Annotated in this window: 15 protein-coding genes, 1 tRNA gene and 3 pseudogenes; 7 read left to right on the forward strand and 12 right to left on the reverse strand. The window is 69.9% G+C overall.

Annotated features, from left to right (window positions below; translation table 11 throughout):
* Window positions 1-296: 296 nt before the first annotated feature.
* Window positions 297-443 (reverse strand): MOSC N-terminal beta barrel domain-containing protein, encoded by a 147-nt coding sequence (locus AB0H57_RS27415; RefSeq protein ID WP_357511299.1) that lies wholly within the window; start codon window positions 441-443, stop codon window positions 297-299.
* Window positions 444-595: 152 nt separating this feature from the next.
* Here AB0H57_RS27415 and AB0H57_RS27420 point away from each other — a divergent pair, with 152 nt between their 5' ends.
* Window positions 596-1,138: a GNAT family N-acetyltransferase gene (locus AB0H57_RS27420; protein ID WP_357511301.1), complete on the forward strand. Its 543-nt coding sequence runs from the start codon at window positions 596-598 to the stop codon at window positions 1,136-1,138.
* Window positions 1,139-1,636: 498 nt separating this feature from the next.
* Here the strand turns inward: AB0H57_RS27420 and AB0H57_RS27425 are convergent, their stop codons facing one another.
* Together AB0H57_RS27425 and AB0H57_RS27430 are read right to left on the reverse strand one after the other, a co-directional pair.
* A complete protein-coding gene (locus AB0H57_RS27425; RefSeq protein WP_357511303.1) occupies window positions 1,637-2,842 on the reverse strand; it encodes a hypothetical protein in 1,206 nt (401 codons plus the stop codon).
* A gap of 228 nt (window positions 2,843-3,070) precedes the next feature.
* Complete coding sequence (locus AB0H57_RS27430; RefSeq protein ID WP_357511305.1) at window positions 3,071-3,496, reverse strand: DUF6228 family protein; 426 nt, start codon at window positions 3,494-3,496, stop codon at window positions 3,071-3,073.
* Window positions 3,497-3,917: 421 nt separating this feature from the next.
* Between AB0H57_RS27430 and AB0H57_RS27435 the strand changes: the two genes are divergently transcribed.
* The 3 genes and pseudogenes from AB0H57_RS27435 to AB0H57_RS27445 form a co-directional block, all read left to right on the forward strand.
* A complete protein-coding gene (locus tag AB0H57_RS27435) occupies window positions 3,918-4,688 on the forward strand; it encodes an SDR family oxidoreductase (RefSeq protein WP_357511306.1) in 771 nt (256 codons plus the stop codon).
* A 568-nt stretch (window positions 4,689-5,256) separates the two neighbouring features.
* A pseudogene (locus AB0H57_RS27440) lies at window positions 5,257-6,555 on the forward strand (NF041680 family putative transposase); the annotation flags it as partial.
* 140 nt (window positions 6,556-6,695) lie between these two features.
* Window positions 6,696-6,998, forward strand: a pseudogene (locus tag AB0H57_RS27445) (transposase); the annotation flags it as partial.
* A gap of 162 nt (window positions 6,999-7,160) precedes the next feature.
* Here AB0H57_RS27445 and AB0H57_RS27450 read toward each other — a convergent pair.
* Window positions 7,161-7,553 carry a hypothetical protein gene (locus AB0H57_RS27450; protein WP_357511308.1) on the reverse strand — a complete coding sequence of 131 codons (393 nt, stop codon included), beginning with the start codon at window positions 7,551-7,553 and terminating at the stop codon, window positions 7,161-7,163.
* 1 nt (window position 7,554) lies between these two features.
* On the opposite strand from AB0H57_RS27450, the gene AB0H57_RS27455 reads away from it, so the two are divergent.
* The 3 genes and pseudogenes from AB0H57_RS27455 to AB0H57_RS27465 all read left to right on the forward strand — a co-directional run.
* Window positions 7,555-8,166 carry a transposase gene (locus AB0H57_RS27455; RefSeq protein WP_357511310.1) on the forward strand — a complete coding sequence of 204 codons (612 nt, stop codon included), beginning with the start codon at window positions 7,555-7,557 and terminating at the stop codon, window positions 8,164-8,166.
* A 576-nt stretch (window positions 8,167-8,742) separates the two neighbouring features.
* On the forward strand, window positions 8,743-9,960 hold the full coding sequence (locus tag AB0H57_RS27460; RefSeq protein WP_357511312.1) for a low temperature requirement protein A: 1,218 nt from the start codon (window positions 8,743-8,745) through the stop codon (window positions 9,958-9,960).
* 139 nt (window positions 9,961-10,099) lie between these two features.
* Window positions 10,100-10,708: pseudogene (locus AB0H57_RS27465) on the forward strand (site-specific integrase); the annotation flags it as partial.
* A gap of 444 nt (window positions 10,709-11,152) precedes the next feature.
* Here AB0H57_RS27465 and AB0H57_RS27470 read toward each other — a convergent pair.
* From AB0H57_RS27470 to AB0H57_RS27505, 8 genes are all read right to left on the reverse strand, one after another.
* The gene (locus AB0H57_RS27470; RefSeq protein WP_357511314.1) at window positions 11,153-11,725 is read right to left on the reverse strand and encodes a GNAT family protein; all 573 of its coding nucleotides are present in this window, start codon (window positions 11,723-11,725) and stop codon (window positions 11,153-11,155) included.
* 431 nt (window positions 11,726-12,156) lie between these two features.
* Complete coding sequence (locus AB0H57_RS27475) at window positions 12,157-12,597, reverse strand: DUF3592 domain-containing protein (protein ID WP_357511316.1); 441 nt, start codon at window positions 12,595-12,597, stop codon at window positions 12,157-12,159.
* 477 nt (window positions 12,598-13,074) lie between these two features.
* Window positions 13,075-13,148, reverse strand: a tRNA-Pro gene (locus tag AB0H57_RS27480).
* A 183-nt stretch (window positions 13,149-13,331) separates the two neighbouring features.
* A complete protein-coding gene (der, locus tag AB0H57_RS27485) occupies window positions 13,332-14,714 on the reverse strand; it encodes a ribosome biogenesis GTPase Der (RefSeq protein WP_357511363.1) in 1,383 nt (460 codons plus the stop codon).
* 144 nt (window positions 14,715-14,858) lie between these two features.
* Window positions 14,859-15,539: a (d)CMP kinase gene (gene cmk, locus AB0H57_RS27490; RefSeq protein ID WP_357511318.1), complete on the reverse strand. Its 681-nt coding sequence runs from the start codon at window positions 15,537-15,539 to the stop codon at window positions 14,859-14,861.
* A 211-nt stretch (window positions 15,540-15,750) separates the two neighbouring features.
* Complete coding sequence (locus AB0H57_RS27495; protein WP_357511320.1) at window positions 15,751-16,521, reverse strand: pseudouridine synthase; 771 nt, start codon at window positions 16,519-16,521, stop codon at window positions 15,751-15,753.
* Window positions 16,511-17,371 carry an SMC-Scp complex subunit ScpB gene (gene scpB / locus AB0H57_RS27500; RefSeq protein WP_357511322.1) on the reverse strand — a complete coding sequence of 287 codons (861 nt, stop codon included), beginning with the start codon at window positions 17,369-17,371 and terminating at the stop codon, window positions 16,511-16,513. The genes AB0H57_RS27495 and scpB overlap by 11 nt, the downstream gene beginning before the upstream one ends.
* Window positions 17,368-18,375, reverse strand: a complete 1,008-nt coding sequence (locus tag AB0H57_RS27505; protein WP_357511324.1) for a ScpA family protein — start codon at window positions 18,373-18,375, stop codon at window positions 17,368-17,370. The genes scpB and AB0H57_RS27505 overlap by 4 nt, the downstream gene beginning before the upstream one ends.
* Window positions 18,376-18,381 lie beyond the last annotated feature (6 nt).

An 18,381-nucleotide genomic window follows, 5' to 3' on the forward strand; every position in this document is an offset into this window, starting at 1 on the left:
CTCGCGAAGGACCGCGACAAGTAGGACGAAACTACCCCCGGGGGGGTCAATCCCAATCCGTCGCTAGGGGGTCAGTTCCAGTCCGCCGTTGACACACGGCGGCGTGTGGACGGAGACCTCTGTACGCCAGCCAGCTGGGATCGCCGCGACGACATCCACGAAGCCTTCCTCGGCCTCGCCACCTGCATCATCACGTACCGACACGTCCTACGACTTTGTTAGGAACTCTAAGGCACTGCTCGGGCCCAGCGGCCCTCCCAGCGCGGGCCTTCACCCCCGGCCTGAAGGCCGAAGCACTAGCCCGCATTCCGGTAGCTCCCGTCCAGGTTGAGGACCAACCAGCGCCGGTCGTGGCGCAGCCCCCGTGGCTCCACCGTCGCCCGGTCGGCGTCGACGCCGGCGAGGGACTTCACGGGATAGAGGTGCACGGCGGCCAGGCGCATGGCGTCGACCATGGGACACCGGCGCGTATCGGACAGCCCCGCCGAGCGTGCCGGGCTGTCGGTGCGGCGTGGCATAGTTCTGCCTGTCAGCGGGGGGCGGGCGCGGCGGCGACGCGGGATCGCCGCACGTGCCCGGCAGGAGGGAGCGACAGGTGGACGACGCCGGAACCGCACCGATCTCCGAAGCCCACCACACCACCAGCGGGCGGTTGCTGCTGCGCGCGCCCACGGCCGTGGACCTGGCGGACGTGTTCCGGATCCACGGCGATCCCCGGACCAACCAGTTCAACCCGGACGGCCCACACGCCGACGTCGAGGCCAGCAGGGAGCTGCTTGACGAATGGCTCGACCACTGGCGCACGTACGGGTTCGGTTACTGGGCGGTGCAGTCGACGACGAGCGGTGAGGTGGTCGGCTTCGCCGGTGTCCGTCGCGGCCAATGGCTCGGTCGTCCCATGCTGAATCTGTACTACCGCTTCGCCCCGCCACACTGGGGACACGGTTACGCCACCGAGGCGGCACGACACGCCGTCGAATGGGCCGCCGCGCACACGCCGGACCTGCCCGTGCTGGCCCGCACCACCGCCGACAACCTTCCGTCCATCCGGACGGCGCAGGCGGCGGGTCTGGTACGGCGGCCCGACCTCGACGCGGCCGACGACGGGGTGTGGATGGTGGTGCTGACCTCGCGCTGACGGTCACCTCCCGTTCGACGCTCGGTCCTCTGGTCGGCCTGGTGACACGGGCCGCAGCGCCGCTCAGCGGAGCACCCGGTCGACTCGACAGATCCGGATGCCGACGCAAGCCCGCTGCAACTACGGTGCGTTACGCGCCCCTACGGCGGCTGGCCGCCCGCCGAACCCGGCGTGCTCATCACTGAGCACCGGGCTCTCCACAAGCCGCGATGGGTCAGGTCGTCACTCAGCTTGCTGGGGTCCACGGCGTGGGGATCTTCGTGCCCCGGTAGCGGTAGCGGGTGGTCCGCACCTTGCCGGGATCGAAGAGCGTCATCTTGCCGTCAGCGGGCCACCATCCGCCGGCGCAGTAGCGTCGGCGGACCGGCGTGTCTTCCAGCGCCCGCAGGACCGGCTGGACACCGTGTTCGGCCTTCTGGGAGTCGACGAAGTCGAAGCGTGGAACGGCGGTGACGACGAGACCGCGATCTGCACGGCACGTTCGCCTTGGCGTACCCGCTACGCCACGATCACCATGTCGGGGTACCGGGGCGACGGCTGGTCCAGCAGGGTGCCACCGGCGCCGCGCAGGTGCCGGTCGAGGAAAGCGGTCACGTACGCCCGGACGGTCGCCACGCTGCGGCCCGCGTCGATGGGGCCGAGCGCGTACCGGACTTCCGCGGCGGTGAGCCCGAAGACACCGGCCAGGAACGGGATGGTGACCTGCAGGTCGCTGAGCCCGAGATGGGTGGAGCCGTCCAGGCGCAGCTCACGGTGCCAGCCGCGGGCGTTGGCCTGCATCGCCGCCCACGACGGGTCGGTGGTGCTGTCGTGGCCGGGGGTGCCGATCTGCAGGAACGGCCGGTCCAGCCCGTACCGCGCCACCCGGCCGAGTACCACCGGGTCGTCGTCGGCGAGCAGCTTGCCGTCGAGGTTGCAGCCGGCACGCACCCGTCGGTCGACGAGCATTGTCTCGGCGGTGGCGTATCCGCCAGCGGAGCAGCCGACCATCCCGATCCAGTCCAGGTCGAGGGCGCCCCGCAGCCCATGGGCGTACCGTCCGCCGTGGATCCGGGCGAGCGTGTCCAGCACGAACCTGGTGTCGTCGACGCGCACGAGGGCACTCGCCTCGCGGGTGGTGTCGGCCGGACGGCGGTCCACCGCCAGCCGGCCGTCGGGGAACTCCACCTCTGCCGAGTCGTACGTGTGGTCGACGGTGACCACGATGTACCCGTGGCTGGCCAACTGCTCCACTAGGACGGTGCCGGTCGTGCGGGCATTGCCGCCGCCGGGGCTGTAGAGCACGACGGGGTGGCCGCCGCGGCGCGGGAGCACCGGCGCCCCGACACCGGCGTGGGTGGGGGTGGCGGCGAAGTCGACGACGCCGGTCCTGTATCGCGGCAGTTGCAGGGCCAGTCCCTGGTCGTAGTGGGCACCCGCGGCCGGCTGCATGTACGGCGCGCGAGCGCGGCGGTTCGGCACCGCGGGGTACCAGACGCTGACCATGAGCTCCCGGACCGGGATCGACGGTACCCACGGGTCGCAGCGTGACGGATCCACCAGGTGCAGCGCGATGACGCCGATGCCGTGCGGCCCGGTAGGCGGCGGGAGCGGCACGTACCGGCGCGGGCAGGCCGGGTCGGCGGCGGCAGGTACGGCGGGCAGGGCCGCGACGAGGGTTCCGGCGGCGGCGCAGAACAAGCTGCGGCGGCTGAGTGAGATCATGAGTAACAGCCAACCGCCCGCCCCCGTCCGGAACCATCCGGCTAGCACGAACATCGATGGTAGTGCTGTCCCCCCGCGCCAGCCCGCAACAGACAGGGCCACCGGGCGGGCACGACATCAGCGGTGTGCCCGTTACCCCCCAGATGAACGGTGTTAGCGACCATCCTGAGCCGGGGACGGAACCGCACTGATCTGCCGCCGATCGCGCGCCTCCGACTTGAGGCCGCGCTACGAGACCAAGTCGCCGAGTTCGGCGACGAGACGTCGCATGTCCTCGCCAGCGTCAAGGGTCACCATGACGGATGCCTCCCACGCATTCGGGTCGTAGCCCCGAGGGCCCCGGATGACGAAACGGAGATCGACGTGACCTCGTCGATCATGCGTCGCGTCGATGCGGAGGTCGTGTTCCAGTGACTCCCAGGCCCGCACGCCGTCCCATCCCTCATACGACTCGGCGAGGTCGGCTGCCCACGATACGATCCCGTCGCCATTGAACGTCCGGACCCAGGTCACCGCACTGACGCCGTCATCGGCCAGCTCGCACCGCAGGTCGAGTACCTCGTCGTTCCACGGCCGCTCGGCGCAATGAAGACGGACGGACCCAAGCCCCGCCTCGGCGGTGATCTCGACGCCGTCGTCCAACTGCCTCAACATCGGGGAAGAGCATGCCACTGGTGCTTGCCGGTGTCGCGATGTTTGACGCCCACTCCCCGCGTCGCGGCGGCTCACTCTTCTGCCGCTGATCGCGCGTCTTGACCGGCGTCGAGGATTCGGCATGCCCAGCGATAGGCGGCACGCCAGTTACGCACCGTGACAGCCGAGCCCGGAGAGAGCCGGCCAACTGTCACCCGTCAAGTGAAGTCGATGTGTAATGGATCAAGTGGAGCCCGACATCGCCGGCAGCCGATTGTCCTGCGCCGGTTGATGGTTGACACTGCGGCCTCGGTTGATGCTTGACGCCGTGACCTGACGATGTATCGCCGGCTCGGCTGTATTGGCGGGGTAATTCCGATGGCGGCCTCTGGCCGGGGCAGCAAGGATGGCTCATGAGGGGGTGTGACCACGGATGGCGCTTATGGATGGAACGGATCAACAGCATCGACCCGTCGCCCTGGTGACCGGTGCCGGTCGCAGCGCCGGCATCGCTGCATCAGTGGTGCTGGCGCTGGCTCAGACCGGCTGGGATGTCGGCTTCACCTACTGGACCCCCTATGACGAGCGGATGCCCTGGGGTGCCGATCCTGAGGCCGTGACGCAGCTCAGCGACCAAGCTGTCAAGCACGGGGCGAAAACCGCCGCGGTCGAGGTGGACCTCAGTGATCCTCACGCGATGGCTGCGATCTTCGAGACCGTGGAGCGAGAGTTGGGCGCAGTCAGCGCGCTCGTCCTCGCCCACTGCGAGAGCGTCAACTCGGGCCTGCTCGACACCAGCATCGATAGCTTCGACCGTCACTTCGCGGTCAACACGCGGGCGAGTTGGCTCTTGATTCGCGAGTACGCCCAACGGTTCCAAGGGGCACACGGCACGGGACGCATCGTCAGCCTGACTAGTGACGCTACCGTCGGCAACCTTCCCTACGGAGCCAGTAAAGGCGCTCTCGATCGGATCACCCTGGCCGCTGCTCAAGAGCTGGCCCGCCTCGGCGTGACCGCCAACGCCATCGATCCGGGTCCAACCGACACCGGCTGGATGACCGCGGAGATCAAGGCTGCCGTCCTACGGTCCACGCCGCTCGGTCGTCTCGGGCGCCCACAGGACTGCGCAAACCTCGTCGCGTTCCTGTGCTCACCTGACGGGGGCTGGATCAACGGCCAACTCTTGCACAGCGACGGCGGCATCTCCTGACCAAGACGCTGCGCCTTGAAGACGCCAGGGCGTCAAGAGTCCTCCGAGGCCGTTTCGTCAAGCACCATGTGAGACCAGACATCACCGGCAGCCGGCTGTCCGGCCGGCTCTGCAAGCGTGTTGCCTGCTCAGGCGGCGTAGACGGCGGTGGCGTCGTCGCTGCGCTTGTCGCGTGCCCACTTCATGCAGGACGGGTCAGCGGCCTCGATGGCGCGTACCCGGCTGATCAGCTCGGTGGGGCCGTTCTGCTCTGGGGCGTGTGTCGAAGTCGGGGCCAGGGCTTGAGCTGACTTGAGGATCTTCGCGTGTCGGAGATCGCAAATGAGCGAGGCTTCCGGTAGATGGTTCAGCGACCAAGCGGAACCTGAAAACCGGAGACCTCGTGGACACCCTAGCGGTGACGAGGCGGTTCGACCTGACCGACGTGCAGTGGGCGAAGCTAGTCTTGTTTTTAGCCTTTGAAGTCCTGGCCTGCTTATTTGCGGTGTCGTGAGTGGACATGGAGACGGCCTTCGGTGATCATGTCCGTCTCGCCAAAGAAGAACATGACTCACCACCGAAGGCCGTGATGGACAGTGTGCCCGACCTTGATGATCGCGTCGAGTCGCTGGGGCGGCTCGCCAGGTTCCGGGAGGAGTTCTATGCGTGTCTGACCCGGCGGGCGGACGCGTTGTTCGAGCTGACCGAGGCGGTGTTGTGCGTCGACGGGCCGGTCGGCAGCCTGGTCGGGTTGAGCACGGCCGCCGAACATCGCCGAGGTCATGGGGCGCTCTACGACGCGGTCAATCACGGGCGGATCGAGCTCGGCCGGTTGCAGCGGGCGCTGAGCGGGCTCCCGATCCCGTCGGCCGCTGGCGGGCGGATCGTTCTGGCGGTGGACGTGTCCCCGTGGCTACGGCGCGAGGCCCACACCAGCCCACAACGGCTCTACTGCCACGTGACCGGGCAGACCCGAGCCCAGGACCAGCGGATACCCGGCTGGCCCTACTCGATCGTGGCCGCGCTGGAGACCGGTGCCACCTCCTGGACGGCGATCCTGGACGCGGTCCGGATCGGCCCGGCCGACGACGAGACCACGGTGACCTGCCGGCAGCTACGGCAGGTCGTCGACCGGCTGATCATCGCCGGTCACTGGCGCGAGGGTGACCCGTCGATCCTGATCGTGACCGACTCCGGCTACGACACCGCCCGCCTGACCTACGAGTTGCGTGATCTGCCGGTCGAGATCCTCGGCCGCCTACGCACCAGCAGGGTGATGCGCCTGCCCGCCCCGGCACGCACCCCGACCACGGTCGGCCGGCCCCGCCACCACGGCCCGGAACTACGGCTGTCCGACGAGACCACCTGGCCACAGCCGGCCCACCACACCCACACCGCCACCGCCCGCTACGGCACCGCCCAGGCCCTCGTCTTCAACCGGGTGCATCCCCGGCTGACCCGCCGCGCCGCCTGGATCAGCCACACCGGGCCCCTACCGATCCTGGAAGGCACCCTGCTACGGCTGACCGTCGACCGAGTCCCGTCCGGTCATCACCCGAAACCAATCTGGCTGTGGTGCTCCACACCCAACCTGAGCGCCGCCCAGGCCGATCTGCTCTGGCAGGCCTACCTGCGCCGCTTCGACCTCGAGCACACGTTCCGGCTACTCAAACAGACCCTCGGCTGGACCCGACCCCGCCTACGCGACCCGAACGCGGCAGACACCTGGACCTGGCTGATCCTCGCCGCGCACACTCAACTGCGGCTGGCCCGCGGCCTCACCGACGACCTACGCCGCCCCTGGGAACGACCCGCCGACCCCACCCGACCCGAACGCCTGAGCCCCGCCCGGGTCCGCCGCGGATTTCGCAACCTCCGGCCGAAGACCAGGAGGCTGTCGCACAGCTTTCGATCTTCAACTGTCAAGAGTTCTTGCTGTTAATCGCCCACAGTGGACGATCATGTCGTGCCGTGGGATACAACTTCATCTCCTGCAGCCCGGAGGACTCGGCGCCGATCAGGTATGACGTGCGTGGGTGGCTGCCGCCGCAGCATCTGTGCTGGCAGGTCCTGAAGGTCGTCGGTGAGCTCGACCTGTCCGGGTTCCTGCGGGGCTACCGTGCTGATGGCCAGGGCGCGGCGGCGTATCCGCCGCAGGTGCTACTGAGCTTGGTGCTGTACTGCTACTGCAAGGGCGTGCGCTCGACGCGCAAGATCGAGGCGGCCTGCCTCGACGATGTGGGCTGCCGGATCATCACAGGCAATCAGCAGGTTGACCATGCCACCGTCGCGCGGTTCCTGCGCCGTCACCGCGAGGGTCTGAAGGCGCTGTTCGTGCAGGTCCTGGCGCTATGCGTCGGGCGAGGGCTGGTGGACCTGTCCGCAGTGGCGGTGGACGGCTCACCGATGCACGCGGCCGCCGCACGCTCAGCCAACCGCAGCCTGGACGCCTTGGACACCGTCATCGCCGACGGCGAGGCGCAACTCGACCAGTTAGCGGAGGGCACGGACGAAGCGGCTGCCGACGGGCGCCGTCGGCGGCTCACGGCCGCAGGTAGCTGCCTGCGGCGGCTGTCGCAGCTCAGCGATCGCGTGACACGGGCCCGGGTCGCCCGGGACAAGGTGTTCGAGCGTTCGCTGCCCTCGGCGGGCGAGATCCGGATCAAGATGGATGCCGCGCAGCGGATGGTGGCCCGAGCCGAGGCACGCCTGGCCGAGGTCACGGCCGGCCAGCAGCAGCGGCTGGCCGACTACGCCCGCCGGACCCTGCAGGATCAGGCCGCGGGACGGCGGCGCGCTGTCGGGCGTCCGCCGGTCAGTATCGAGGCCAAGACCAAGGTCGTCCGGCAGCAGGCCCGCCTCGCCCGGGCGCAGGCCGCGTTGCACCGTGCCCGCTACCCGCGACCGATCCCGTCCACCGCGGCCAGGGCCTCGCTCACCGATCCGGCGTCGCGGCTCATGCTCGGCAAGCACGGCGGATACGTGCAGGGCTACAACGTGCAGATCGGCTGCGCACGCAACCAAGTCCCTCCTCGCGATCGAACTGCAGGACAACCCTTCCGACACCACCGCCCTCGTCCCGGTCATCAGACGTGTTCAGCAAAACTGCGTGGCCGCTGGGCTAACCGGCGACGTCGCGGCGTGGCTGGCCGACAGCGGCTATGCCAGCACCGCGAACTTCGCAGAGCTGGCCGACCTCCCGCTGCTCGTGTCGATCACCAAGGAGTACGAGCAGACCCGCGTGACCACGCCACCCGGGCACAACGTCCCCGGCGGCCACCGCGAGATGGCCGCCCGGCTGGCATCCGCCGAAGGCAGAAAGCTCTACGCCCGCCGCGGCGCCCTCGTCGAACCAGGCTTCGCCCAGATGTTCCAACGGTTCGGACGCCGCGTGCACCACCGCGGCACCGCCGCCGTCGACACCGAGATCAAACTCCTCGGCGCGGTGCACAACCTGAACAAGATCTTCCGCCACGATGCCAGGACGAGGACCTCTTGACAGTTGAAGATCGAAAGCTGTGCGACAGCCTCCCGCCTGCCCGGCCGGTGCACCCAAACCCTCGCGGAAAGGACCAGGACGAGCGCCCGGCCGCCGCAACAACCACCCCACCCCACGCTACGACGTCCACACCGCGACCACCACGAACGCCAAGACAGCAGCCGCAAAGAAGACGAAGTCCGTCAATCCCCGCCCGCGCCGCACAGGTTAAAGATCAAGCTAAGGCGGGGACTTGAACCCTGAACCCCTCCCGGGTGCTCCTGATCAACTTTAATCGGGCGGATCGGCCGCCTGACCTCGGCGAGCTCTTTCGCTGCCTTACAGCGGCTGACAGCCCTTGTTGGCGTCACTTGTGCCCGCGTTGCGCCCGTATTGCGCCCGTGTTTGTTGCGCCCGTGTTGCGCCCGTGTTGCGCCCGTGTTGCGCCCGATGATCTTGCAATCATCGCTGGCTCTTGCCGCAGCCAGATGCCGGCCTACCTTCAGGAATGTTGACGATCACCCGGGTGGCTTCCGTCTGGGTGTACCGCGTCCAACCCTCAATGAACCGGGGTTGGGTCAGGCGAGTATGAGCGATATGGGGCATCGGGAAGGCGGTGGGCCGGGTCAGGACCTGCTGCAACGTCGCGAGGACGTGCGGCAGGCCAACTTCCTGGAACTGTTCGTCGACCTGGTGCTGGTGTTCGCCCTGGCCGGAGTGGTCACCCGGGTCGCCCGGGACATCATCAGCGACGACATCGTCGTCCGCTGGCGCTCGATGACCTACCTGCTCGTGCTGGCGCTGCCACTGATCTGGTTGTGGATCACCACCGCGCACATCACCAGCTGGTTCAACCCCCGCCGCCGCAAGATCCAGTACATCGTGCTGGCCAGCGCCTTCGGGTTGCTCGTCATGTCGTCGTCGCTGCCGTCCGCGTTCATCGGTCGCGGGCTGGTCTTCGTACTGCCGTACGTCATCCTGCAGCTGGGCCGGCCCCTCATCCTGATGCCCGCGCTACGCGGACACCCCCTGCAACAGATCTACCGCCGGGCGCTGCCCTGGAACGTGGTCTCGGCGGGGATCTGGTTCGCCGGCGCCGCCGTCAGTGGCAGTGCCCGGGCCGCCCTGTGGGGAGCCGCTGTGACCGTGGACATCGTCTCCGCGCAGCTGCGCTGGCCGCTGCCGGGGACGGCCGAACCGCCGGTCAGCGCGTGGGCCACCGACAGCAAACACCACCTACCCGAGCGCTACCAGCAGTTCCTGATGATCGCCCTCGGGGAAACCGTGCTCGCCGTCGGCACCACCTTCACCAGCCAACGGATCACCCCAGCCACCTCCGCACTGCTGGTGGTGGCGTTCCTGTCGACGGTCCTGCTCTGGCGCATCTACTTCTACCGCTCCGGACAGATCCTCGCCGAAGCCCTCGCCACCGCGGCGGACCGCGACGCCGCCGGCCGCGCCACCGGCACCGCCCACGTCCTCATGGTGCTCGGCATCGTCGCCACCGCCGTCGGCTTCGAGGCCCTGCTGAGACACCCAGGCGGCCTACCCCAGCCCGCCTGGCTCGTGGCGACCCTCGGCGGCCCCGCACTCTTCCTCTACGGCCGCATCCGCCTGGAACGCATCGTGTTCAACCGGCTCTCACTCCGGCGGATCGCCGCCATCGTCGCCCTGGCGGTCGCCGCCGTCCCGCTGAACTTCGCTCCGCCGCTGGCCTCATCGGTCGTCGCCGGACTCATCCTGCTCGCCGTCGCCCTCGCCGATGCCCACCACGCCGCCGGCCGTCCCCCCGAGGCCCCCTCCCCGGCGCACTAGGTGTTGCCTGACCCCGCCTTGTACCCGTCATCAGTTCACCAACTACAGGTAAGGCGGCTTCGGGCCGGCCTGGTCATCGGGCCGACCACGCCTTGTCACCTGGGCAGACGTCGTCACCAATGGTCGTCGTTGTCGGCTCCGCCTGCTGACGCTCGACCACGCCAAGGCGCTTCTGACCGCTGCCGAGAGCAGCCCATTGCACGCCTACATCGTGGTCTCACTGCTGACCGGGGCTCACACCGAGGAACTGCGAGCCCTCACCTGGGCACACGTCGACCTCACCGGCAAACCGGACAATGAACTTCCGGTGCCGCCGTCCATCCAGGTATGGCGCTCGGTCCGAGTCGACGGGGACACCAAGACCAAGAAGTCGCGCCGCACCCTGGCCCTGCCGGCCCGGTACGTCACCGCGCTCACCACCCACCACGAGCGCCACGGTCAGCCTGCCGCCGACCGCCTCGTCTTCCCCTCCACCGCCGGCACCGCCCTCGACCGGCACAACCTGCTATGGGCCTTCCGCCCGGTCGTCGCCAAATCGGGCTTTGACCCGCGCGACTGGACCCCTCGCGAGCTGCGGCACAGCTTCGTGTCCCTGCTGCCCGACAGCGGCATGAGCATCGAACAGATTGCCGGCCTCTGCGGCCACGCCGGCACGACCGTCACCGAGAGCGTCTACCGGCACCAACTCCGGCCGGTGCTCCTGAGCGGTGCGGTCGCCATGGGCCGGATCTTCGGCGCTGAGGCGTAGTCACTCAGTTAGACACCCAGATACGACAAGAGGGCACGTCCATCAATTGGATGTGCCCTCTGAACAGTGTCGGGACGGCCGGATTCGAACCGACGACCCCTTGATGACCCCCAGGACGACTCGCCACACGTCCACGCACGTCAACGCCCGCTATCCCCAAGATCAGGCCGTGTAGTCGACGGCATGCCGGCCACTATCGCGCACACCGTGTGGTCCCCGACTGGTCCCCGGGCGCTGACGCGCTCGGGGCGACCGCAGCACGCGGTTTAGGAAGTGTGGGCATGGGCGGAAGTCGTTCGGCGGTGACGTGTCTTGACCTGCATCGCCGTGCCGGCAGCCACGCCAGCTCCGCTGGGCAGGCTCAGCCGCCATGACACGGGTTGTTGCCGCGGACGTCTTCCGCAACGGCTTGAGCCACAACTGCGGGGACGGCGAGCCGTTCGGTCACAGCGGTGACGGGTCGTCGCGCAGCCGGCTGTAGAGCCACCCGTCGCGCCAGGCGCCGGCCCGGAACTCGCAGGCCCGCACGACCCCCTCCAGCTGGAAACCGGCCTTTTCCAGCGACCGCTGCTCGGCGGCGTTCTCGGCGTGGGTGCTGGCCTGGATGCGCTGCGCCGGGGTGTGGCTGAACAGGTAGTCGCAGAGCAGCGCCTGGGCCCGCCAGCCGATGCCCTGGCCGCGCCACTCGGGCAGCAGCACGATGCCGATCTCCCAGTAAGGCGCCCGCCCACCGTACTGGCCCTGGAGATAGCTGAGGAAGCCCGCCCGGGCCTCCGCCGCCGGCTCGACCTGCACGATCAGGCCGCCGGTCCGTTCGCCGAGATAGCCGTCCTCGGCCAAGCGGCGGGCCGGCGCGGCGGCATCCCGGAAGCCGGCCCAGTCGAGCCCGATCAGCCCGGGTTCGACCGCGAACCGGCGCAACATCGCCAGGTCGTCCTCGGCCACTGGGCGCAGCCGTACGGTCGAGCCGGGCGCCTGGTGCACGATGCCGGCCACCGGCGGGTGGGAGCTGTCCATCCTCCGTACCGTAGTGACGGGCCGGGCCGCCCGCTGCCCCGCGCCGACGGCCGTCAGGCATGGCACAGCGTTCCCTGCAGGGTTGCCAGGCCGGGCCCGGTGAGGTCGTTGCAGTACGCGGCGCGGCCATCGCCATGGTCAGCGCCAGCGTGCTGCCGCTGACCAGCGGGCCGGTCCCGGCGGCGATGGCCCCGTCGGCCGCCGCCACCCGCAGCCCTCGGTGGCGCGGTGAGCACCCAACCCATATGGCCTGCCCAGCGGTCAAGATCGGCCGGACAGCCCTAGAAGCTGACCGCTGTTGACCCGCGGCATCCGCACCATCAGGGGGCACGCAACGGGCACGGGCGACCGAGGGATTGTGAGATCAAGTTGCGAACCAAGGGATTACCTGCATGCGCCCGCGTCTAGCTGCGGAAACGGCTCTCGACATCTCACACCGCACCCTGGCGCCGAAGAGCGACCGTGTCCCGTCGGAGCAAACCCCCGGCGACCACGATTCCGGTGCCGGTTCCGAAAAAGGCAAGTACGGCGATCACCGAGAACGGACGTGCCCGGTTCCGGACAACGTCACTCGGATCGCTGGTCGAGTACTCAACCTCCATCCGGTCACCTTCGTCAGGGCATGAGGTGCCACAGTAGATCCACCCCTGATGACGGTCCCCGGCGGCGAAATACTCGACCTCGGCTTCACCGGTTCGCCCTGGAATCACCTTCAAAACGCGGGCGTCAACGACCCCGCCGTCCTTGAACGTCCCGTCGCGAAACCAGAACGTGCCCAGGACTGACGATCCCGCCACCAGGAAGAGCATCCCCAATATGGCAATCGCAGCGACGAGCACTCTTGCCCGACGGTCACTGACGTCACCCGCCACTCTTGACTCCTCGTTCACCGCCCGAGCGGGCCGCCGGCTGTCACGTCCAGCGACGCCCTGACCACCGCCACGCTACTACTGGCTTAACAGGTGCAATAGACGTGGGCCCGCTTCAACCTGCGGGCACCGAAGTGCGCTGGCTGGGATCAAGGATCTCCTCGTCGGCATCTATTAGGAGGGTCGGGTTCGGGGGCGAAGCGCCGAGGTCTTCAAGATCTTGTGGCTCCTGAGCGTGACCGCCGGCCCGGCCGATGCCGGCCGGAGGTCGCCAGCAGGCCCGGGCCGGGCCGGCGCCTTGATACAGCAAGAGAAGAATTCGGCAATCAATTGCACTGGCCGCTTGCACTGGCCGCTGAAGCTTGACCAGCGGTCAAGGAGCGCTACCGGACGGCGCACTTGACCCGACGTGGTCCCCAGAAAGCCGAAAAGGCCGGCCCGACGTCTCGGACCAGCCCTCTGACCTGCTATTTCACGTTGTCGGGACGGCCGGATTCGAACCGACGACCCCTTGACCCCCAGTCAAGTGCGCTACCAAGCTGCGCCACGTCCCGATGCTCCCGCACGATCTCCCCTGCGGGGGCCGGTACAGCTTAGCGCAGCACTTCCCCAGGCGCGCACACCCCCTACCCGCGCCGCAGCAACCCCAGCAGTCACAACCGCTAGAGGGTCCTAGGAGGGCGGGTGGGACGGACGCCGGGCGGGGAAGGGCCGCCCGGCGTACCGAAAAGGAGAGCTCAGCCGTGGGCCTTGCCGCGACCGCCCGGGCCGACCTTCTTGCGGGGCCGGACCGAGATGTCGATCGGGCTGCCCTCGAAGCCGAACTCCTCGCGCAGCTTGCGCTCGACGAAGCGCTGGTAGCCGGCGTCGATCGGGCCGGTGGTGAAGAGCACGAACCGCGGCGGCGCGACCCCGGCCTGGGTGGCGAAGAGGATCTTCGGCGCCCGGCCGCCGCGCACCGGGTGCGGGGTGGCCTGCACCAGGGCGGTCAGCCACTGGTTGAGCTGCGCGGTGGGGACCCGCGTCTCCCAGCTGGCCAGGGCCCGGCGCAGCGCGGGGGCGAGCTTGTCCACCGCCCGGCCGGTCATGGCGGAGAGGTTGAGCCGGATCGCCCAGGGGATGCGGCGCAGCTCCCGCTCGATCTCCTTGTCCAGGTAGTACCGGCGGTCGCCGTCGACCAGGTCCCACTTGTTGAAGGCGATCACCAGCGCCCGGCCGGCCTCCACGACCATGGACAGGATCCGCTGGTCCTGCTCGCTGATCACCTCGCTGGAGTCCAGCAGCACCACGGCCACCTCGGCCGCCTCGATCGCCGAGGCGGTCCGCAGGCTGGCGTAGTACTCGGTGCCGCTGGCCTTGCCGACCCGCTTGCGCAGGCCGGCGGTGTCCACCAGCTGCCAGGTCTCCCCGCCGATCTCCACCAGGCTGTCCACCGGGTCGACGGTGGTGCCGGCGACCGAGTCGACCACCGCCCGCTCCTCACCGGAAAAGCGGTTCAGCAGGCTGGACTTGCCCACGTTGGGGCGGCCGACCAGGGCGACGCGGCGCGGGCCCCGGGGCCGGTTCTCCACGATCTTCGGCGCCTCGGGCAGCGCGTCCAGGATGGCGTCCAGCAGCTCGCCTGAGCCCCGGCCGTGCAGCGCTGACACCACTTGCGGCTCACCGAGACCCAGCGACCACAGCGAGGTCGCCTCCATCTCGATGGCGGTGTTGTCGGCCTTGTTCGCCACCAGGATCACCGGCTTGGCGCTGCGGCGCAGCATCTTCACCGCGGCCTCGTCCACGTCGGTCGACCCGACCATCGCGTCGACCACGAACAGCACCACGTCGGCGGTGACCACCGCGATCTCCGCCTGCGCGGCGATCGCCGCCGCCCGGTCCTTCGCGTCCGGTTCCCACCCGCCGGTGTCCACGACGGTGAACGCCCGGCCGTTCCACTGCGCGTCGTACGGCACCCGGTCCCGGGTCACCCCGGGAACGTCCTCGACGACCGCCTGCCGGCGGCCGATGATCCGGTTGACCAGCGTGGACTTTCCGACGTTGGGGCGGCCGACCACGGCCACCACCGGCTGCGGCCCGGACGGCTCCTCGACCTCAAGGTCCGGCTCGCGCAGCTCCACCCAGCCGCCGAAATCCTCGCTCACGCCGAGCCACCCTTCGTTCTCACCTGCGGGGCTCGCAAAACCAGCCCACTCCTCGCGCTCACAACGAGCCACCCTTCGTTCGCACCTGCGGGGCTCGCAAAACCAGCTCACTCCTCGCGCTCACGCGACACCCCGCTCGGTGAGCAGGGCGCGCAGCCGGGCGACGACCTCGTCGATGCCCAGCTCGGTGGTGTCCAGCACGACCGCGTCCGGGGCCTGCTGCAGCGGGTTGGTCGTGCGGGTCGAATCCAGCTTGTCCCGGCGGGCCAGGTCGGCGGCGGTGGCCGCCACGTCCGCCGCGTCCTCGGCGCTGCGCCGCTGCGCGCGGGCCGTCGCGGAGGCGGTCAGATAGACCTTCAGGTCGGCCTCGGGCGCCACCACCGAACCGATGTCGCGCCCTTCGACCACGATCCGGCCCGCGTTGTCGATCATCTGCTGCTGCCGCCGCACGAGCAGGGCGCGCACGGCCGGCACCGCGGAGACGGCGGAGACCGCCCCGGTCACCTCCGGGCCGCGGATCTCCCGGTCCACGACGGTGCCGTCGACGGTCACGCCGTACCCCTGGGGGTCGGTGCCGATGCGCAGCTCGACCTCGCCGGCGACCTTGGCCACCGACTCGGCGTCGGCGGGGTCGACCCCGGAGCGCAGCACCGCCCAGGTGATCGCCCGGTACATCGCGCCGGTGTCCAGGTAGCGGGCGTCCAGGCCGACGGCCAGCCGCCGGGAGACGGTGGACTTGCCCGAACCGGATGGCCCGTCGACGGCGACCACACACCGCCCGGTTCGTATGTTCTGTCCCACCGTGTTCCTCCTCGGCCCGTGTCTCGCGGGCACCGGCTGTGCCGTTGAGCGGAAGTGTTCCTCATCCATGATGCCCGCGGCCCCGTCCGGGCCCGCACGCGACGCCGCCGGGGGCGACCCACGCCACCGCGGCCCGCCCGGCCGGCTCCGGCCCGGCACGGCCGTCGGCCGCGACGAAGCCTACCGGCAGCGGTACCCGTAACGACGGCGGTCAGTCACCGACGGTCTTGAACAGGGCGGCGACCTCCGCGTTGGTCAACCGCCGGATCCGCCCGGTACGCAGGTCGCCGAGCTTGATCGGCCCGATCGAGGTACGCACCAGGCGGGACACCGGGTGCCCGACCTCGGCCAGCAGGCGCCGGACGATGTGCTTGCGCCCCTCGTGCAGGCTCAGCTCCACCTGGGCGGTCTTGCCCAGGGTGTCCACCACCTTGAACGAGTCGACCTTCACCGGCCCGTCCTCCAGCTCGACGCCGGCCATCAGCCGCTTGCCCAGGTTGCGCGGGATCGGCCCGGCCACCTCGGCCAGGTAGGTCTTGAGCACCTCGTACGACGGATGCATGAGCTTGTGGGTGAGGGCCCCGTCATTGGTGAGCAGCAGCAGGCCCTCGCTGTCCGCGTCGAGCCGCCCGACGTGGTAGACCCGCTGCTCGACCCGGTTGCCGATGAACTCGGCGAGCTCGTTGCGTCCCTTCTCGTCCGCCATGGTGGTAACCACCCCGCGCGGCTTGTTCATCGCCACGTAGACCAGGCGGATGTCGGCCTGCAACCGCTCCCCGTCGACGACGATGACGTCGCGGGTCGGGTCGGCCTTGTCGCCGAGCTGCGCCACCCGCCCGTTGACGGTCACCCGGCGCCGGAAGATCAGGTCCTCACAGGCACGCCGGGAGCCGACGCCGGCGGCGGCGAGCACCTTCTGCAGGCGCTCGGCGCCTTCGTACACGGGGGCGTCGGGCTTCGGGGCACGGTCGTCACGTCGCATCGGCAAGCTCTTCCACGTCGTCAGGCAGGAACGGGGCCAGGGGCGGCAGATCGGCCACCGAGTCCAGTCCCAGCTTCTCCAGGAACATCGTGGTGGTCCGGTACAGGAACGCCCCGCTGTCCGCCTCGGTGCCGCACTCCTCGACCAGGCCGCGGGAGACCAGGGTACGGATAACCCCGTCGCAGTTCACACCCCGGATGGCCGAGATCCGCGACCGGGTCACCGGCTGCTTGTAGGCGATCACCGCGAGCGTCTCCAGCGCGGCCTGGGTCAACCGTACCGACTGCCCGTCCAGCACGAACCGCTCGACGTAGCTGGCGTATTCCGGCCGGGTGTACAACCGCCAGCCGCCGGCCGCCCGGCGCAGCTCGAAGCCGTGGCCGGCGGCGGTGTAGCCGGCGGCGATGTCGTCGAGCACCGGGCCGATCCGCTCCGGGGCCTGCTCCAGCACCTGGGCCAGGGTCAGCTCGCTGACCGGCTCGTCCACCACCAGCAGGATGGCCTCCAGGGCGCCGCGCAGTTCCGCGTCGTCCAGCACCGGCGCCGGTTCCGGCGGCGGCGCCGCGCGCCGCCGCCCCGCCGGCTGCCTCTTCGGTACGCCCGCAGCCCCGTCGTCCCCCGCCGCCCGGTTCGGCGGGGCGCTGTCGGCGCCCGTCCCGTCGTCCCCCGCCGCCCCCTGCGGCGGGGGCGCGTCGCGCCCCTGCGGGTCTTGGACGTCTTCTGTTCCTGACGAACGGGAACTGTCCAAGATCGCGGGTTGGTCGGCGGTGGGGGGTGCGGGGCGTTCCCATGGGGGGACCCAGGCGGCGGCCTGTTCGGCCAGGGAGTCCCGGCGCTGCTCCTCGCTCATTCCGCTCGCTCCTCCGTCGTCCCGTCCCCGTCACCGTCCGCCGCCGACAGCCCGACCGGGCCCGGCCCCACCCCGTCCGACGGGGGTGCCTCGCCGGCCGATGGTTCGGTGGGGGTGCCGGCGTACTCGTCGACGTGCAGTTCGGTGTCGCCGTCGGCCGGGCCGGTCCACCGCACGGTCAGCTCCTCCAGGGCCTGGTCCTGCACGAAGGCGACCAGTCCCTGCCGGTACAGCTCCAGCAGCGCCAGGAACCGGGCCACCACCTCCAGGGTGATGTCGCAGTCCGCGCAGAGCGCCGAGAAGGTGGCCGTGCCGGCCCGGCGCAGCCGGCCGGAGATGATCTCCGCGTGCTCCCGGACGCTGACCCGGACCAGGTGCACGTGCGCGATGGAGACCTCGGGCACCGGTTTCGGCGTCATCGCCCGCAGCGCCAGCTTCAGCAGCCGCTGCGGCCCGATGCCGAGCACCAGGTCGGGCAGCGCCTCGGCGTACCGGGGTTCCAGGGTGACCGCCCGCGGGTAGCGCCGGCCACCGACCGCCTCCAGCTCGGCGATGTGCGCCGCCGCCTCCTTGTACGCCTTGTACTGCAACAGCCGGGCGAAGAGCAGGTCCCGGGCCTCCAGCAGGGCCAGGTCCTCCTCGTCCTCCACCTCTGCGGCGGGCAGCAGCCGGGCCGCCTTCAGGTCCAGCAGGGTGGCCGCGATGAGCAAAAACTCGCTGGTCTCGTCGAGGTCCCACTGGTCGCCCATGGCCCGGATGTAGGCGATGAACTCGTCGGTGACCCGGTGCAGCGCCACCTCGGTCACGTCGAGCTTGTGCTTGCTGATCAGTTGCAGCAGCAGGTCGAACGGGCCGGTGAAGTTCGCCAGCCGGACCGTGAAGCCGCTGTTCTCCCCCGCCGCCGGCACGCCGGCCGCGTCGGTGGGCACCGCCGCGGCGGCCTCGGCCGCCGCCACGGGCGGCTGGTCCGGGCCCGCCGGTGGGTCGAGCAGGGGCGCGGTCACCGGAAA

It is taken from the genome of Micromonospora sp. NPDC050686, assembly GCF_040654475.1.
Classification (GTDB): Bacteria; Actinomycetota; Actinomycetes; order Mycobacteriales; family Micromonosporaceae; genus Micromonospora.

What these genes read in the sequence shown, in the direction of transcription:
- AB0H57_RS27470 (WP_357511314.1), bottom strand. Translation starts at nt 11,725, where the DNA reads ATGGACAGCTCCCACCCGCCGGTGGCCGGCATCGTGCACCAGGCGCCC.
- AB0H57_RS27435 (WP_357511306.1), top strand. Translation starts at nt 3,918, where the DNA reads ATGGATGGAACGGATCAACAGCATCGACCCGTCGCCCTGGTGACCGGT.
- scpB (WP_357511322.1), bottom strand. Translation starts at nt 17,371, where the DNA reads ATGAGCGAGGAGCAGCGCCGGGACTCCCTGGCCGAACAGGCCGCCGCC.
- AB0H57_RS27415 (WP_357511299.1), bottom strand. Translation starts at nt 443, where the DNA reads ATGCGCCTGGCCGCCGTGCACCTCTATCCCGTGAAGTCCCTCGCCGGC.
- AB0H57_RS27425 (WP_357511303.1), bottom strand. Translation starts at nt 2,842, where the DNA reads ATGATCTCACTCAGCCGCCGCAGCTTGTTCTGCGCCGCCGCCGGAACC.
- AB0H57_RS27495 (WP_357511320.1), bottom strand. Translation starts at nt 16,521, where the DNA reads ATGCGACGTGACGACCGTGCCCCGAAGCCCGACGCCCCCGTGTACGAA.
- AB0H57_RS27430 (WP_357511305.1), bottom strand. Translation starts at nt 3,496, where the DNA reads ATGTTGAGGCAGTTGGACGACGGCGTCGAGATCACCGCCGAGGCGGGG.
- AB0H57_RS27460 (WP_357511312.1), top strand. Translation starts at nt 8,743, where the DNA reads ATGGGGCATCGGGAAGGCGGTGGGCCGGGTCAGGACCTGCTGCAACGT.